The sequence below is a fragment of the Kovacikia sp. CALU 1929 genome (genome assembly GCF_056784235.1).
Map to the genome: position 1 here is coordinate 1 of NZ_JBXBCF010000099.1, position 17,299 is coordinate 17,299.

14 protein-coding genes are annotated in these 17,299 nt (G+C 41.8%); 12 read left to right on the plus strand and 2 right to left on the minus strand.

Features of this window, described 5'->3' with window-relative positions; translation table 11 throughout:
• The first annotated feature begins 116 nt into the window (after window positions 1-116).
• The 12 genes from AC1S52_RS27745 to AC1S52_RS27800 all read left to right on the plus strand — a co-directional run bounded on the left by AC1S52_RS27745 (window position 117) and on the right by AC1S52_RS27800 (window position 13,656).
• Window positions 117-623 (plus strand): GDP-mannose 4,6-dehydratase, encoded by a 507-nt coding sequence (locus AC1S52_RS27745; RefSeq protein ID WP_482032454.1) that lies wholly within the window; start codon window positions 117-119, stop codon window positions 621-623.
• Between the two features lie 107 nt (window positions 624-730).
• Window positions 731-1,693, plus strand: coding sequence for a decaprenyl-phosphate phosphoribosyltransferase (locus AC1S52_RS27750; RefSeq protein WP_482032284.1), 963 nt, complete (start codon window positions 731-733; stop codon window positions 1,691-1,693).
• Window positions 1,694-1,742: 49 nt separating this feature from the next.
• Window positions 1,743-2,363, plus strand: coding sequence for a YqeG family HAD IIIA-type phosphatase (locus AC1S52_RS27755; RefSeq protein ID WP_482032285.1), 621 nt, complete (start codon window positions 1,743-1,745; stop codon window positions 2,361-2,363).
• Between the two features lie 6 nt (window positions 2,364-2,369).
• The gene (locus AC1S52_RS27760; protein ID WP_482032286.1) at window positions 2,370-2,693 is read left to right on the plus strand and encodes an SMR family transporter; all 324 of its coding nucleotides are present in this window, start codon (window positions 2,370-2,372) and stop codon (window positions 2,691-2,693) included.
• Between the two features lie 232 nt (window positions 2,694-2,925).
• Window positions 2,926-4,458 carry a glycosyltransferase family 87 protein gene (locus AC1S52_RS27765; RefSeq protein ID WP_482032287.1) on the plus strand — a complete coding sequence of 511 codons (1,533 nt, stop codon included), beginning with the start codon at window positions 2,926-2,928 and terminating at the stop codon, window positions 4,456-4,458.
• A 246-nt stretch (window positions 4,459-4,704) separates the two neighbouring features.
• Complete coding sequence (locus tag AC1S52_RS27770) at window positions 4,705-5,721, plus strand: glycosyltransferase (protein ID WP_482032288.1); 1,017 nt, start codon at window positions 4,705-4,707, stop codon at window positions 5,719-5,721.
• Window positions 5,722-5,787: 66 nt separating this feature from the next.
• Complete coding sequence (locus tag AC1S52_RS27775) at window positions 5,788-6,492, plus strand: class I SAM-dependent methyltransferase (RefSeq protein WP_482032289.1); 705 nt, start codon at window positions 5,788-5,790, stop codon at window positions 6,490-6,492.
• Window positions 6,489-6,917, plus strand: a complete 429-nt coding sequence (locus AC1S52_RS27780) for a GtrA family protein (protein WP_482032290.1) — start codon at window positions 6,489-6,491, stop codon at window positions 6,915-6,917. Before AC1S52_RS27775 ends, AC1S52_RS27780 begins: the two co-directional genes overlap by 4 nt.
• A gap of 323 nt (window positions 6,918-7,240) precedes the next feature.
• Complete coding sequence (locus tag AC1S52_RS27785; RefSeq protein WP_482032291.1) at window positions 7,241-8,359, plus strand: acyltransferase family protein; 1,119 nt, start codon at window positions 7,241-7,243, stop codon at window positions 8,357-8,359.
• 163 nt (window positions 8,360-8,522) lie between these two features.
• Window positions 8,523-9,716 carry an acyltransferase family protein gene (locus tag AC1S52_RS27790; protein WP_482032292.1) on the plus strand — a complete coding sequence of 398 codons (1,194 nt, stop codon included), beginning with the start codon at window positions 8,523-8,525 and terminating at the stop codon, window positions 9,714-9,716.
• A 51-nt stretch (window positions 9,717-9,767) separates the two neighbouring features.
• Window positions 9,768-10,370 (plus strand): acyltransferase, encoded by a 603-nt coding sequence (locus AC1S52_RS27795; RefSeq protein WP_482032293.1) that lies wholly within the window; start codon window positions 9,768-9,770, stop codon window positions 10,368-10,370.
• A gap of 52 nt (window positions 10,371-10,422) precedes the next feature.
• Window positions 10,423-13,656: a hypothetical protein gene (locus tag AC1S52_RS27800; protein WP_482032294.1), complete on the plus strand. Its 3,234-nt coding sequence runs from the start codon at window positions 10,423-10,425 to the stop codon at window positions 13,654-13,656.
• 331 nt (window positions 13,657-13,987) lie between these two features.
• Here the strand turns inward: AC1S52_RS27800 and AC1S52_RS27805 are convergent, their stop codons facing one another.
• Together AC1S52_RS27805 and AC1S52_RS27810 are read right to left on the minus strand one after the other, a co-directional pair.
• Window positions 13,988-15,334: a hypothetical protein gene (locus tag AC1S52_RS27805; RefSeq protein ID WP_482032295.1), complete on the minus strand. Its 1,347-nt coding sequence runs from the start codon at window positions 15,332-15,334 to the stop codon at window positions 13,988-13,990.
• A 32-nt stretch (window positions 15,335-15,366) separates the two neighbouring features.
• Window positions 15,367-17,274, minus strand: a complete 1,908-nt coding sequence (locus AC1S52_RS27810; RefSeq protein ID WP_482032296.1) for a glycosyl hydrolase family 28-related protein — start codon at window positions 17,272-17,274, stop codon at window positions 15,367-15,369.
• Between the last annotated feature and the right edge of the window lie 25 nt (window positions 17,275-17,299).

Below are 17,299 nucleotides of genomic sequence, written 5' to 3' on the forward strand. Positions count from 1 at the left end.
TAAATCTAGAAATTCTATGACTGTTTCGCCCTGGTCAAATTGGGTATCAAACGTTTCTGCTTTCATAAATCTCTATCTCCTCATCTCGCGCCCGTCTCACAGATATAATACGAATCCTGTCTCCTCGTCGGGGGGAAACTTTTGTCACCCGCAAGGTGACCCGTGCCCTGGCTCGCATCGTCGCAGGACAACAGAAGAAGCTCTACATGGGCAACTTGGATGCCAAGCGGGATTGGGGCTATGCCAAGGACTATGTGCGGGCGATGTGGCTGATGCTGCAACAGGAGGAACCGGATGATTATGTGGTGGCAACGGGAGAGACCTACTCGGTGCGGGAGTTTTTGGACATTGCCTTTGGCTATGTGAACCTGAACTGGCAGGAGTATGTCGAGTTTGATGAGCGGTATCTGCGCCCAGCGGAGGTGGAGTTACTGATTGGTGACCCGGCGAAGGCGAAGGCAAAGCTGGGCTGGGAGCCGTCGGTGACGTTTGAGCAGCTAGTTCATTTGATGGTAGAGGCAGACTTGAAGGCGTTGGGTCTGATTCCGCTCAATGGCGGTGTGGTGCAAGCGGTGAAGGATTTCGCTACCGTCCGCCAGACCGTCAGTGGTTCAACTATTTGAATGCCAGTTGTCCAAATATGAACCAACTCCAACGACGCAGGTGAGGTATTCCCGTGGCAGCAATTGCTCAGACCGTGTGAACAAAAATATTAAAGATCCCAAAGACTATGGACTCTAAACCAACTTTTGTTGAAGACCAGACTCCTAATCTGGGTTTGGCACACATTAAGGCATTGCGTCCCCGACAGTGGACTAAAAATTTAATTGTCTTTGCGGCTCCTCTATTTGCGTTTGAACTGAATGTTCATACACTGCTCGGCAGTCTGTTAGCCTTTGCCCTATTCTGTTTCACTTCCAGTAGCTTTTACCTAATCAACGACATCATTGATGTAGAGTCTGACCGTCGCCATCCCGTCAAGTGTAAGCGCCCAATTGCCGCAGGCTTAGTGGCGGTTCCAACGGCGATCGCCATGTCACTAACTTTACTCACGACGGCACTCGTTTTGGGCTGGTGGCGATCGCCTGGACTGGGATTGGCAATTCTCACCTACGCCCTACTCCAAGTTGCTTACAATCTTCGATTGAAACACACCGTCATTTTAGACGTGGTTGCCATTTCAATTGGTTTTATTCTGAGGGCATTTGGGGGTGCGGCGGCTACCGACATTGTCTTGTCTCCCTGGTTTCTGCTTTGCACCGCGATGCTGGCTTTATTTTTGGGAATTGAAAAGCGCAAAGCCGAGCTAAGGCTTTCCGAAATCAAGGGCAAAAAGTCCAGGGCAGTCCTTCATCGTTATTCTCTTCCCCTGCTAAGTCGGATGGAAAGTGTGGTCACGAATGGCACTATTCTGACTTATGCCCTGTGGAGCTCTGGACCTGTTGTTCATGGAGCCTCTACTCCCTGGATGATGCTGACTCTGCCTTTTGTGCTATACGGAGTTTTTCGCTATCAATTGCTGAGTGATCCTGAGGAGATTGCTCGTCGCAGCACGGATGCCGAGGAGGGTGGACGAACAGAGCGTCCAGAAGAGATTTTGCTAGGGGATAAGCCGCTATTGTTGACCGTACTAGCTTGGGTCGCAACAACCTTTGTTGTTCTCTTTCTAAAAAGCCGGGGGTTGCTGGCTTGAATAGCTTCTTAATTGGGCACTGTAGGCAGCTTTATTTGCAGAAAAGTTAATGCTAAATTTTTTAACGGTTATTCTCAAAAGATTGCCATTTTCAACTGCTCCAAATATTTTGAAGCAGTCGGATAAAGGGAACAAAACGCTGACAGCGCGTTCTCTTCCTGCTCAAGTAGACACATTGGCATCGATTGACATCCATCGGTTAATGGTAGCCGGAATTCGAGGGGTCATTCTCGACTTAGACAACACAGTAATTTCTGAGGACGATCGCTATCTGTCACCCTACGCCGAAGTTTGGATCCAGCAGGCAAAAGATTCAGGAATCCAGTTTTTCTTTCTGTCAAATGGCAAGCGGCATTATCGAGTCGAATATTGGTCAAGCCATTTGGATATACCTGCCGTCAATCCAGCAAAGAAGCCTTTTCCTGCTGCATTTTACAAGGCAATGAAGCACATGGAACTGAAGCCAAAGCAAGTTGCCGTAATTGGGGATAGCCGTCATACAGACATCCTGGGGGCATGGCTGGTCGGTTGCCCAAGTATTCAGGTAGCATCGTTGCCTCACCCGCCCCGCTGGTGGGAAAAGCTGCTGGGAAAATATGTCCAAAATCCTTATCCTAAATGCCTCACGCTTTGGGAGTTCCAACCGTTAGCCCACTACAACAAATCATAATTTTTTATGCCAGGTTTACTCATTCTAATTACAGTTGGGCTGAATACTCTGGCGCAAGCCCTTCTTAAGTTGGGTTCAGGACAAAGTCCACTGAACTTCTATTTATTGGGAGGGATCTTAGTTTATGGATTAAGTACTGTTTTTTACATCCTGGTTCTAGGAAAGTTCAATTTATCGGTGGCTTACCCTATTGTGATTGGTTTAACCGTTATGTCAGCAACGATCACAGGGGCTTATTTCCTAGGAGAAAAGGTGGCTACTATTCAATGGTTAGGAATTGGGCTAATGCTAAGTGGAATATCTGCGATCGCTTCAGGAACGAAGCTGTGAACTTAATCAATGGCTTTTAAGCTTCCTTTAAGTTGAAGATGGAAAAACCAACTAGCTTCCACAAAAAAGATCGTTAATACTACTAAACCTCAGTTGCTTCAAACAAACACGAACAAGAGTAACAAAAGCACTATGAAGTTAAAATAAAATATTTTGTTTGTAAGAAGAGACAAACAAAAATTGAGCTAAATTTGATTGTAGAAAAAGTGAAGCTAGTCAAAGGGCAAATATTATGATGACCGAAAGGAATACAGATAATCAAAGAGGTTTCACTCAACAAGGTAGCTCCATCCACTTTAAACTTTTCCCTTTGCTCTATACTCTATTAATTGCCGTTGCTATCATACTTCCATTGTTTCTTTGGCAACTCAAAAAGATAGATGCAGCACCATTTGTCAATTTTACAAGACCGGAAGGCATACCCTTTGAATTATTTGGTGGCTTTGCTTCATTTGCTCTTCTATTAATTACCTGGCTTGAAATTAAAAGGAGGGAAATTAAGCATTTTACATCTGCTCTCCCGATTTTATTAGGCTTGCTTGTTAGTTTGACTTTTTTGTTCAATATCGCTGAATCAACCTTTAATGGGAGATTTAACTCGGATTATATTGCGTTTGAGAAGGGCGCAAAGGCTATTGTAAGTGGGATAAGCCCGTATATTGATCAGGGAAATCCATATGTTTACCCACCATTACCAGGGCAGGTAATGGCATTTTTATTTCAGTTATTTACTCACATCCCATTTTTGTCGATTGAGAATGCAGATGAGGGATGGAAGCTTGTTTTTTACTTTTTCCAATGTGCTCAGTTGTTGTTAATTATTTCGGCATACTTTTTGACCTATAGCTTTGCTCGAAAAATAGGTTTGAGAGCTGTTCCTGCTTCCCTAATTGTTGCAGCTTTATTTCTATTCAACACCTCAGTTATTAGGACGTTTAACTTTCACCAAACCAATTTATGGATATTAAACTGCTTTTTGATTGGCATCCTGTTCCAGCAAACCCGCCCTTTCATTAGTGGTTTTGCTGTAGCACTAGGGGTTCATGTGAAAATGTATCCTTTTATTTTAATTCTTCCCTGGCTTGCTATGAGGAAATGGCGCCTTCTTCTTGGAGCCGTTATCGGATTAGTTGCGATCGCTATAGCGCAGACTAACTTAGGACGTGATTGGACATTACTTCGACTCTTTTTTGATTACCTTAAAGTTGTTAGTAAACCAACCCCTTATAGAAACAATAGTATTAATAGCGTAGTTTACAATTTCTTGAAGATACCGGATAGGCTGTTTTCTACTTCTTTTGATTTCGTACCTATTATTGTAACTACAATTACTTTGCTTATTGCAGTTTGGTTTTTCATTCGGTTTATCCGCCGAGAGAAGATTTACAAAGAGTTAAGTCGTTCCGCTAAATCTGAGAATCAAACCTATTGGAGCGAGGTTTTCCGATTTGATGGACACTCAATGGATGCTATTTCATTAGGGTTGCTTATTTCTCCATCAGTTTATGAGCACCATTATATTGTTGCTATTCCTGTTGCTCTCTGGGCGATTACCACACGTAAGCTAGATAAGCCAATGCTAGTTGGCTTCAGTATTTTTCTGATTTTTTGTATCCCTGCTTTTGATCTTTTCCCTTTTAGTTTCCATCGTTTGGTAGGATTACTTATGCTTGTACACTTTACCGATCCTGAGTCGGTACAGAATTATTTTTTTCTGCAAGGTAGAAGAGGGCAGAAATCAATAGATTCCCAAAATTCACTTTAAGAGTATTTTAGAAAACCTCACTTAGCCACAAAAATAAAATGGATTTAACTAGAGTTGCTAAGTAGGTGAGACTAATTAAATATAAGACCTGTGTAGGTTGGGTTAAGGCACGTAACCCAACACCCGCATAGGTTACTCTATCGCCAACCCATCCTACATTTGATTCCACCTACCTACTTAACAGATGACCAAAGAAGTAGGTAATGTATGTATCGATTTCAAGGATTAATATCACAGAAGGATGAAATGAAGACTCAAGAATTAAGAATTAGTCCGGATCATAACAAAAGCGTTGTTATTGCGATTCCATCATTTAATGATTGGGAAGCTCTAGAACAACTCTTAGTATTAATTGATAATGCTACTTTTCCTAATGTGACAAACTTAGAAGTTGTTATTATTGATGACTATTCAACTAGACCAATTCCCAATTCACTAATTGACCAGAAGTATCACCAGATTCGAGAAGTTAGTATCCTCCGTCTTCGCCGCAATCTGGGGCATCAGAGAGCCATAGTTATTGGCTTATCTTATATATATTTTAACTTCAACTGTGACTGGGTTGTTGTGATGGATGGTGATGGAGAAGATAATCCTTTTGAAATCGAACGCTTACTAAATGCTTCTGAAAATGTAGGCAACAGTAAAATTATCTTTGCAAAGCGAAGTAAGCGCTCTGAAAGTAGAGGTTTTAAGCTCTCTTACTTTATTTACAAAAATCTTTATCGGCTGCTTGTAGGAAGAGAGATAAGCGTTGGCAACTTTAGCTTAGTACCATTTCCTTTATTGAGAAATGTAGTTGTTGTTTCAGAGATATGGAATCATTACTCTTCTGGGCTTCATCGTTCTCGCATTCCCTATGTTGAAGTCAATGTTCCCCGCTCAAAACGTTTAGCTGGTCAGCCTAAGATGAATATGGTATCACTTGTTACCCACGGTTTGAGTTCTATCGCAGTCTATGGTGATATTGTTGGGACAAGAGTTTTATTAAGTGCGGTAATTTTATCAGTTCTTTTAGTGTTGGTATTATGTATCATTTTACTAATTAAATTCCTTACCAATTGGGGAATACCAGGTTGGGCTACTTACGTATCCGGCTTATTAATTTTGTCTCTTTTTCAACTTGTCTTGATTGGAACTGCTTTCAGTATGATTATCCTGTCTGCACGCAACAGTTCTAATTTCATTCCGATGAGAGAGTATGAATCTTACGTTGATAGTTTTTTAAAGATAAAGTCGGCATCCCCAATTTTACATTTCTAGATATTTATGCACTCTGAATCAGAAGCACTACAGATGTTCAGATAAATCATAAAGGAGCTTACAGTCATGAGCAAATTTGAATACGTTGGTACGGAACTGGAGTTGTTCGCTGCAGCACAGAATTGGAAAAACTATATTAACCTTTTGATAAAAGACTATATCAAAGGTGATGTTTTAGAAGTGGGGGCAGGAATAGGAACAAATACTTTGGTGCTCCACTCTATCCACCATGAAAAGTGGTTATGCTTAGAACCCGATGGGCAGCTTTTTCAGGCTTTAAAAAGCTCAATCAACTTTCATGGCATGCATAATTGTTATCCTCAAAACGGAACTATCAAGATTTTGGCTAAAGAACAATTATTTGATTCGATTCTATATCTGGATGTGCTAGAACATATCCGTGAAGACAAAGAGGAAATTATTCAAGTCACCCAACATCTTAAGACTAAGGGACATTTAATTATCCTGGCTCCAGCCCATCAATTTTTATTTACCTCATTTGATACAGCCATTGGGCATTACCGTCGCTACAACAAGCAGAAAATTCTAAGAACTTTACCAGATTCCATAGAAATAACCAAGCTTATCTATCTAGATTGTGTTGGTTTATTAGCTAGCCTGGGTAATAAGGTAATTCTCCAGCAAAGTCAGCCAACCCCACGACAAATAAAACTATGGGATAAGTTAATGATTCCTGTATCGAAAAGACTGGATGCAATTCTAGGGTATCGATTGGGCAAATCAATCCTTCTAATTGGAAAAAAAAGATGATAGAGAAGCTTTTGAAAGTCTTTTCGAGATATCCGACTTATCTGATGGTAGGGGGAGGTGTTACTCTAACAACTATCCTGGTCAGAAGCTTTATTGGGTTGGTGATCAAAGATGATTCAACAGCTAAATATATAGCTTCCATTGCTTTGACCTATATCATTGGAGTCTATTTGAGTTTTGCAGCTCACAAATCTATTACTTTTAAGGTCAAAGACAACTTGCCGATCTTCCAGATCTTCAAGTTTATCGGTATACACCTTATTGGAATGGCTATAACGTTAATCTGCTCGATTAGATTACGTGAACTCTTTTTAGATGCTTGGTTACCACTTGAGCTATCAAAAATGTTTGCATTTGCTTTTTCAGCTCTTTTCGTTTCAGTTATCACTTATTTTTTGAAGAAACGTATGATTTTTAGCCTGTAGAGTTTAGTAAGCAATTTTAATTCGTTAAAGATTTCGTGATCTGAGAAATAACTATAAATATAATGGACAATATTCTGAATTATTCACTTGAGGAAAAGAGTTCAATAGTCTAGATCTTAGTGATGCAGAAAAGTTTTTTGAGTCTCATAGTAGACAGCTTGGGCAGCGAAAATGATGTCTGAAACTCATTACCCTCGTTCGATTTCGTGAGAAATTCTAAGACAGCGGACTTTTTGAGAATCCTTAATTCATAAGGATTTCAACAGTTTTCTCCAATCCTAAGCAGTCTAAGTAAGCATCTTATACTCAAACTCAGCACGACCATGAATAAACAGAAAGAGCAAACAAATTTAGGTGAAATCTCACGGGATCATCGACTAGATCTTGTGAAAGCAATAAGTATTGTTTTTGTGTTAATCCTGCATTTGCGGCCAATTCAAATAGTTATGGGAGATACGCCAAGTAATTACACTAGAATCGCCAGCTTTATTCTCGATCAAGTGTATTTGAATTCAACATTGATTGCGGTTCCTCTCTTTATCTTGACTTCTTTATTTTTATTTTTAAAAAAAGTTCGAGTATTAGGTTCTGAATATTTAATTAAGAGATGCAAACGCTTATTGGAAATCTTTATTTTCTGGATGGCTATGCATTTCTTAATCTATTATTTGACATCGATTCTCTTATCAATAACCACCAAAGTACCATTCTCGTGGTATATTCCTAAACTAAGAATTTACAAAGTTATAGCGGGAGTTGATCCACCTTTACCCATAGTTGGAGACTCGGTTTTCTATTTCATATTTAGTCTTATCTTGCTAACACTAGCTTCCTATCTGTTTTTTAATCAAAGGATGGACAAACTTCAAAGATTTAAAGATTTTATGGGGATAGGAATAATTATCATCAGCCTGATTTATTTTCAAATTCTAAATTTTACAGGTAAATATATTGCATACTGGCGGCCAGATAATTTTATTGTTTATATCCCAATTGCCTATTTTCTGATTAGAGTGAGGGGAAGAATAGCTACTAAGCACACCGTCACTTTATACATATTCTTTTTAATCTTCGGGCTTCAAGATATTTTTTTGAGGTCAATGAACAAAGATGTTGGTCTTTATGCTCGTGCTTCAATCGTTTGCGGTTCTGTAGCTGTTTTTTGCAGCTGCCTTAATCTTCAAAATTACCGAGGTACAGGAAGCATTACTTTTCTATCGAGGTTTTCTCTTGGGCTTTTCGCCGTTCATAAGTACTGCTTGCTCCTTTCAACAGTCGTTATCTTACAGTTGTTTCAATTACTAAATTTACCAATAAGCATGTTAGTAGGAGGTTTAGAAGTTAGCATAGCTGCTATTTTTTCTGCTGTAACTGCTTTATTATGTACTCTTATAAGTATTTATTTCCTTGATCGTTCGCCTTTACAAAGGTTTATTAGATAGGACTTGTTGACAACCTCCAAACATTAGATTTTACATAGCAGATCACTCAAACAAGCAATTAATTAATACTTTCAAATCTGCCACTCCTGACTAGAAAGTTGTTCTTCCAACAATTAATTTTTCTAGATACTTATTTACTTTCGGAAATTTATGCCTCCATGCCATGAAAATTTCGTTGAGTTCAAGTAATTTTGGGGAAAGTACTCCTCATGTTTCTCTTTCAAAAAAAGAGCAGAAATTTGAAGGATTTGATGTCCTCCGAGCAATTTTTTCGATTGTGATCGTTGCTTATAAAACGAAAGTTTTTTACATTCCTGAAATACTGATGCCGAGCGCTTTTACGTATGTTTTAAGCGCCTATATATTGAGTGGAATGGTAGGCGCTCTTGCCGTCCCAGTGTTTTTACAAATCTCTCTTTTTCTGTTCTATGACAAAAGTAAGAATTTAGGGCTTGATTATTTTGTTCGCAAACGCCTCCCCAGGCTTTTGTCTCTCTACCTTTTTTGGGTTGTCTCTATTACTGTTTTTGATATCTTATTTGTGGGAAGATTTGAAGCAGTAAAAGGGGCAGTTTCATCGCTCAAAGCTTTTTTAGAGTTTATAGTTAGCGGCAATAGTACACCTTATTTTTTCTTCTTCTCACTAATATTTGTAACGATTCTAGCTGAGATTCTAACTTTATGGTTTAGCAAACTATGGAAAGCATCAACAAAGATATATGTCAGTTATTGCTTGCTTTTCGCTTCTTGCACTTTGTTGTTTACTTTTTCCGCTGTTGAACCATTTATCAACCAGACAAGCATTCAAGGCAGCTTCTTAAACACTCTTAATAATCTTGCTAACTGGGACTATAACCCTTTGAATTTCTTACCCTATGTTTTTACAGCAGCGATTACGTCACAAGAGTATAACGTGGGGAAGTTAACTGAAATAACCAGATGGCTGAAGCTGAAGCTGATTACTTTGCTTTCTCTAGCATTGATATTTTTTGCCCTGGAATCAATCTTAACCAGCAAAGGGCTTCTGATTCAGGTGGATCAGGCTCCCCTAGATCATTACATGAGACTTTCTCTCGTTTTTGGCTCTTGGCTACTCTTGTATCTTGCCTTATTATCAAAACACCAAGTGCCTACGCTGATTAACTTCATCTCAAAATGCTCCTTAGGCATTTATGGATTTCATGTTTTCTTTACTTTTAAAGGTCATCTCAATTTGGATGATATTCCCATTGTTGGGGGTATTTTCCAGGCAAATCCAATTTTGGGGATTACGATGACTTTTCTAGTAACCTTAATCGGCTCGATTGTCCTTACCCTGGCTTTTAGAAGGATTAAGTGGCTAAGAAAATTCGTTTAGTATTTAGCCTATTCCTATCCTGCATATACGTGTCATTCTTAAAGTGGTCTCATGAAGCCTGGATTGATTTTCAAATGGATTGTCTGGCATTGCCAAAAAGCCCGACTAGGTTTGATTGGTAAAGCCTCAAATATCAGCATATTCGCAGATATACGTGGAGACAAAAAGAGTGTTTTTTTAGGCAGAGATACCACAGTATGTAAATATGCAACATTAGAAGTTGATCCCTCTGGAACCGATAAATCAAAAATTATTATTGGTAATGATACTCTAATCAGTTCATTCGTGACTCTTCGCACTTATGGGGGCACGATTAAGATTGGTGATTCGTGTTTTATTAATTCCTTTTCAGCTCTTTACGGCCATGGTAATTTGGTGATCGGTGATGGAGTTTTAATCGGACCTCAGGTGACCATCATCCCAGCTAATTATGGCTTCAAAGATCGGGATATTCCTTTTCGACAACAGATTCCCAGCATGGAAGGAATTACCATTGGAGATAACGTCTGGATTGGAGCAGGCGTAACCATATTAGATGGTTGCGTAGTTGGCAACGGTGCAGTGGTTGGGGCAGGAGCCGTTGTCACTAAAAACGTAGAACCTTATGCCATTGTCGCAGGTGTACCTGCGAAGAAAATCGGCAGTCGAGAGTAGGACGCCTTGACCTAAAACTTGTTTGAAGTCACTGTTTGCCAGATGGGTAGAAATGAACAATCTAAAAGTAATGGATCTGAAGTTACTTAAGTGGACGCTTTCAAAGTGGATACGCCAGTACCGAGTCGATATTTTGATTGTTGTGGCGTTGGCGATCGCGATCGCAATTCCCACTTACCTTGGCACCTATCAAATTCCCGACCCAATCCTTACAGACTTCTATGCTCAGGATGTCTGGTTTGGCAGTGACATCCCAACGGTTTTTGGTAATATCACCAGCGTTAACAGTGACTTTGGTCGCAACAATAAGCATCCGTTGTTTCCCCTGATTGTTTTTCCCCTCGTCTTTGGACTCAGCAAACTTTTACAACTGGATGCTCTTTCTGCACTTCGAGTTCTGACGGTTATTGTCGCTATTGTTTGGATTGGCTCACTCTACGTTCTGTTTCGCTGCATGGGCTGTCATCGGCTCGATTCGACTCTATTTAGCCTTGTGGGTGGAGTGAGTGCTGCTTCAGTCTTTTGGCTGGTCGTTCCAGAGTCTTTCTCTTTTGGTTCACTCACGATTCTGCTGGGCTTTATTTTTGTGACGTTCGCGCAATACCGCCCATTTTCAACCATTTGGTATGTTGTGCTAAATGTCCTGACAGTGAGCATTACGATCACCAATGCAATGGTTGGAATTTTCGCCACAGTGGTCAATCATCGTTGGAAAAAAGTTATCCAAATTGGTGTCGCGGCTCTACTGATTTCGACGGGTCTATGGATTGTACAAAGAATTGTCTTTACTAATTCCGGGTTTCCTTTCCAACCTGGCACTTTCATTGGGGAGAAAAAATTTATCTCTACCCCTGGTGAGGGAGGCTTACTGGCAGTCCTCAGCTCCTTCTTTTACCAGACGATGGTCATGCCTGCCATCCACTTGCTCGACTCTCCGATTCGTCCAGATTGGGTCAAGCTTAATACCAATACCCTTACCCCTGCATCAGGGGGCTTATGGGGCATGGTCGCCGTTCTCGCTTGGAGTGGGCTACTGTGTCTCGGCTTGTGGGGTTTCTTGTCTACCAAACAGCATCCCAAACTACGCATTGTTTTGGGATTGACCCTGGCTGCCCAGCTTGTCATGCACAGCATTTATGGGGTTGAAGAGACGTTTATTTATTCCCTGCATTTTGTTCCTTTATTACTGATCCTGGCTGCCTTTAGTCTGTTCACTCGCTTCCGCCCCCTGGGCTTGGCTTTAGCAGCGCTTCTGATCATCAGTGCTGGTATCAATAACCGAACTCAATTTAATCACGTCACAGCCGCTCTGTGGAATTATGGCACCCCCCAGCAGCAAGTTGCAGCCCAAATGAAGCAACGCCCATCTGATCCCTGGCCCCGGAGTATGGGGCATGTAGTGTTGGCAGCACCCGGAAGTCCTGTAGAAAACAAAGCATTCCATGAGCCAGGGGGAAGCTTCAGTCCCGAACCAGGTAGCTTTGGTGTTTCTATCTGGGTGGTTGATCGGCAGGGAAACCTAAAAGCCACGAGTGACAGCATTCCTCTCAATGAAATACAGCAGCAATTCACAGATCTTTCTGCCCAAAAGATACCTGGGATTTTAACTAAAACAGCCTACTACCAGTCATCCTGGTCTGCGGCTAAGCCAGACAGTTGGCAACTGAATCTCAAGACAGTCGCCAACTCTGACGGTAAACCAATGGTCGTTATCCGCAGCGTAGGACCAGCAGCAGGAGCCATTCGCTCTCTTGATTGGGATGGACAGCGACTGCTGATTAGCGATCGCTGGGTGGTCAAAAATATTCCTAAAACAGCAGCCGTTTATTTAGGAAGCGAAAACACACCCGGGTGGGTTCAGGAAAAACCTAATCATTCTCACTGGGAAGACCCAAACGGGTGGGCGTATGCTCGAATTGAACTGAAGCAGGAAGACAACTGGAATTTGGTGATTGAAGATAGCCAGTCAAAATCAGAATCAAAGCCTGTTTTCTCTGAAATCTCATCCAACTTAGTTCTAGATTTACCAGACTCACAATTTTCGGATAGCCTAACAGCTCAGGTTTCCCATCTGCTGATGGGACTGGTCGGGACGCGAGCTCACCCCACCGATCCCATCAGCTATCCCTTGCCCCGCTTTCGAGATGGGGCATATCAGATGGTTGCGCTTGCCCGTGCGGGCCAACTAGATGTTGCCAAGCAATTATCAACCTACTTTGCCGAGAATGACTTCTCTGACAGCGTAGTGCCAGAAGCGGACATCCCAGCCCTGGGAATCTGGGCAGTGGAAGAAGTTGCTGTCAGTCTCAATCAGCCGGAATACGACCAGTGGCTATGGCCCCATGTGCGCCGAAAAGCTGACTTAATTGGGCATATGCTGTCGAGCAATCGACCCGGTTACCCCGTCTATTCAAAGGCGAGGTTTCCCTATTCTGAAAATCCCGACTTCTTGAGGGTTGACCTGACTGCCGGGAAGATGGATAACAAACCTGGTTCGATTAGCCTTGCTCCAAATGCTAATGCCATGAGCTACCGTGCTTTGCTGGATGCGGCAACTCTAGCCGATCGCGTCAAGCAACCTGATGCTAAGCGGTGGCGCGCTCAAGCAGAGCAGTTGAAAACCGCATGGCAAGAGGCAAATCAAACTGAATTTGAGTCGCTGACAGATGGTCTTTGGCCTACTTGGATTGCTGCCTCTGACCAACCGGCGATGACTCAAGCCCTCCAGCAGCATTGGGACAAATCAAGGGATGAAGTAGGAGCTTTCCGTCAAACTCCTCATTCATTACAGGTTGCGATCGCGGAAGCCCATCAGTGGCTACTGCTGAATCAACCAAATCGGGTATGGGCAACACTCAAATGGCTTTGGGAGAATCAAGCATCCCCTGGCTTATACACTTGGGTAGGAAATCAGAATGAGCCTGGTGAGATTCCAATGCCTAAGAGTTTTTCTCAGTGGCATCGTCTTCGCGGCTGGATAAATCCGTCTCAAGCTACTCCTCACTACTGGACTGCGGCTGAAATAGCATTGTTACAATTGAATATGTTGGCTTATATTGAACAGACAGAAAATACACCTACACTAATCATTGGAGCAGGTATTCAGGAAAAATGGCTTAATCAGCCAATGAGCGTAGTAGGGTTGCCAATCAATGGAAGGTTCGTCAATTGGACTTGGGACGGGAATCAGATGAATGTGCAAGTTCGGGGTAAGAAAATTAACGTTAAACTTGGGAAAGTGTTTCCTGCAAACACTCTAATTAATGTAGAGATGGTAGACAGGTAGGTGGAATCAAATCTATGGTGGTTTAGCCTTGCAATTGATTTTTCTAGGTTTAGATTACCAGGCAAAATTTATTTGGTGAACCCTAGCGTAACTATTTGCCTTTAATAACGAGCGAAATACCATGCACTTCAAAGTTTTCAAGTCTTCTTTGTTTACTCTTTTATTGTTTGGTACAACTTTCGCCACTGTTGCTCAAGCAAGTGGAGGTGAAGGGGGCGGGAATGTCCAGTCTCCCGTACAAGTGATTGTGCAAATAGTAGTGACTGCTCTTACTTTAGGGATTCTAAATTACTTTGATTTACCCTAAAATATATTAATGAGAGCGAAATGACTAAATCCCCTGAGTTAGCTTATTTTGAGCAGCAATCTTTTGATCTTGCCAACTCAATCCAATCATAGCCGCAACAAAGAGGGTATAGCCTGGCTCTTCTAACTGAGAAAATACTAATCCAAAAGCGAATACGGTCAGCATGAGGTATTTGGAAAGTTCCGTGACACAGATATAGTGCCAGACTAAAAACGCCATGTAAAAGTACGCTCCTAATCCTAGGGGACCCAGATCCCCCCAAATGCCTGCCCAACCAAACAGAGGAGAGAACATGCTCGACTGATCTCCTAGCCAACTAGCGGCTACAGCTCTCCATACCTCTTTGCTGACTGGATGCATAGTTGCACCCAGTGGGGACAGCAAATTCCAGTAAGACTCTAACATCCATCCCCCCAATCGACCGACCGTATGACCGGGACCCAAGCCTAGTAGCCAGTTTAGGGGAGAATGAAAGTGTTGAGGAACCAAGCGAAAGGTCGCGAATTTTAACCGAGTTGCTTCCCCATCCGGCCCGTAAATTTCTGGCCTAATCCAGGTAGTAAATGGTCTAAGAGCTTCAAAATTATAAATAGCCCAATAAAATATGCTTAAAAAAATAGCGCCTAAAATTAAATAGATTATGGTTTTCTTAATGTCTTTTATATTGATCAAGTAAAGCAAAATATAGCCTAAAATAAACGAAAGTAACACTTGCTTGGTGTCTGAAATTACAATATGGTTAAAACATGCAAGGATAATCAATATACGAAACCAAAGAGGCTTTGACTTGGCAGTAGCAAAATAATACACTGCAAAGGTCATGGCAACTGACCCACCCAGCACATGTCCAGCTCCTTGCCCAATAAAAATTCCTTTCACATTATCTTCCAGACCAAATAGCTTGTCCATTCGAAAAACATACTTTTGGACATAGGCAAAAACCATATTGATCAAAGCTGCTTGCAAAATCCACTTTCGGAAACTTTGATAACTCTCTGATGTCATAGGTATGCTAACAATTGTCAAAATTAAAATAAAAGGTTCTGCTAGCAATAAGTAGTCCAGGGCTGCATTAATGATTCCTGCTTCATTTAACAAGGCACTGGCAATAACAACCATTAGGAAAAAATATAAACTAAGTAAAAGATTTCTTGAAATGGTGATCTGTTTTGGGTCTTTACTACGAGAGCTAGCTAATACTGAGCCGCAGGCTAGAGGAATTACCGCGAAGTGCAAAAAGTTAATTGCAGAGGGTATCTTTAGGGCTGTGAGAATACGTGGAAACAAGGCTGTACCAAGCCCAAACAAAGTCAAGTTGGAATTGGTAACATATCCTTTTGGTTTAGTAACCGGCTGTAATGTTGTGCTCATACAACTTACTTAAACTCCTCGATAACAGCACCTTACTCTAATTTCCCGTATCCTACGTAGAGTGGTAGATGTTTTCCACCACCCATATAGTTTGAAAGTCTGGTAGCAGGGAGAGTACGAGTAACTCCCCCTCTTGTCTCTCTAACATAAATGGAGTAGTTTGGACCACCGCCATAGTTGATTTCCCCTAAACTAAGTGAAATTGAAGATTCATGACTGATAAACATAGGGGAATTTTGAGTACCGTCAGAACCAGCGGTGGTAGTGTAGGCGAAACCACCTAGTAGCTCCGTTTGCCCTCCGTTTCTCGTATGAATCAAGGTTCCGCCCCGTTCTGTCTTTAACCCCAAAATCCATAGTTTGCCGCCATTATTAGTAATGTGAGTACCTGTGTTCTCCACATTAAATTGACGTGCCCAAATATTTTGTCTATTGAACGTCCAACGTTGGAATGGATTGGAAACAACATTTTCAATAAACACATCGCCCGTGCCCAGCATATTGCCCGATACATTTGTAGCATCCCGAACGACCAGTGTTCGTGAGGAAACATTGGCGATCGTAGATGTTGAGTTGTACCCCGAATGAATGCGTTCGAACACAACAACTGGGTTTGTCCCCCCAACGACCTTAAACCCTGGATTGACCGTATTGGGTATCTCAACATATGCCTCAGTTCCGATAAGCCGACGGACATTTTTGCGAACAAACACGGTTCCATGAAGGTCATAATTTCCAACGGGTAAATACACGGTAGTTCTACCAGAATCAATAGCCGCTTGGATAGCGGTTGTATCATCTCTACCGTCATTTGGGATTGCGCCGTAAGATACTACGTTTGCCCAAAGAGTAGTCTTTGGATCATCCCACGGAACATCAGGAGTCTCTTCAGTCGGTAGATTTAAAGTTTTCGTTGGTGATGAAAACAAACTAATCACTGAATCTGAGACAAATTCTGATATGAACGGTTCAGTGACGATAGTTTTGCCACTTTCAATCGCCATCTTATAACCCGATGTAATAATACCGCGAGCAAGCAGCGTACCGCCATTCTTAATCGCAGGCTGATTCCCCGCAACGACACCTGAACCAATTAATGATGAATCGAGTAGCGTCATGTGACCTTTTTCCCCGACACCATTGTAAATGGCGGTTACCGTATTGTTACTAGTCAAATTACGGATGTTAACGACTTGACTGTAGTTCCAAAAACCATAGATACTCTGGTTTTGCAAATGAATGTCTTCAAAAGTCTGACTATTGACAGTGTATCCAGTCACAATTCCATATTGAAAACCTTTTACAGTAAGTCCTTTAACTAAAAGGGGACCGATTTCATCGGTAAATTTCATGTCTAGCCCATTGACCCCCTCTCCATCACCAGACCGAATAGTCACTTGGCGTATCGAACCCTGATTGCTGGCGTTAAATTGAATACCAATCGCTCCAGCATTACCGATTCCAGTATTAACAGTCAAATTACGAATTGAGTTTCCGAAACGTTGTGCGGGGGCAGGTCCAGTGAAAATAACAGTTCTCGGTGTGTTGGAATCAGTAAAACCCTTAGTGTAGTCCTTCAGCTTGATGATTACCCCGTGCTGACTTTGTCCTTGCAGGATTGTTCTCTTATAATCATCGCCTGTTCCAGCCATGCCAGCAGGCCAAGTCAGCGTGTTCGAAACTAGGTAGATCCCATTGGGGAGGTAAATTATCCGATTGCTATTAGGATAAGCGTTAAGTGCAGCTTGAATCGCTTTGGTATCATCGGTAATCCCATCTCCGTGAGCACCAAAATCTTTAATGTTGACGACGCCAGCATCCAACGGAAAGACAATATTTTCTGCAAGGCTAGCACCCGTACTCAAATTCACTAAAAAGGTGGCCGCACTAACTGCTGCAATCAAATCATGACTGGCATTGCTCAAATGATTAGGCTGCATAGCACAGGTATAGGTTTTGTTGTTA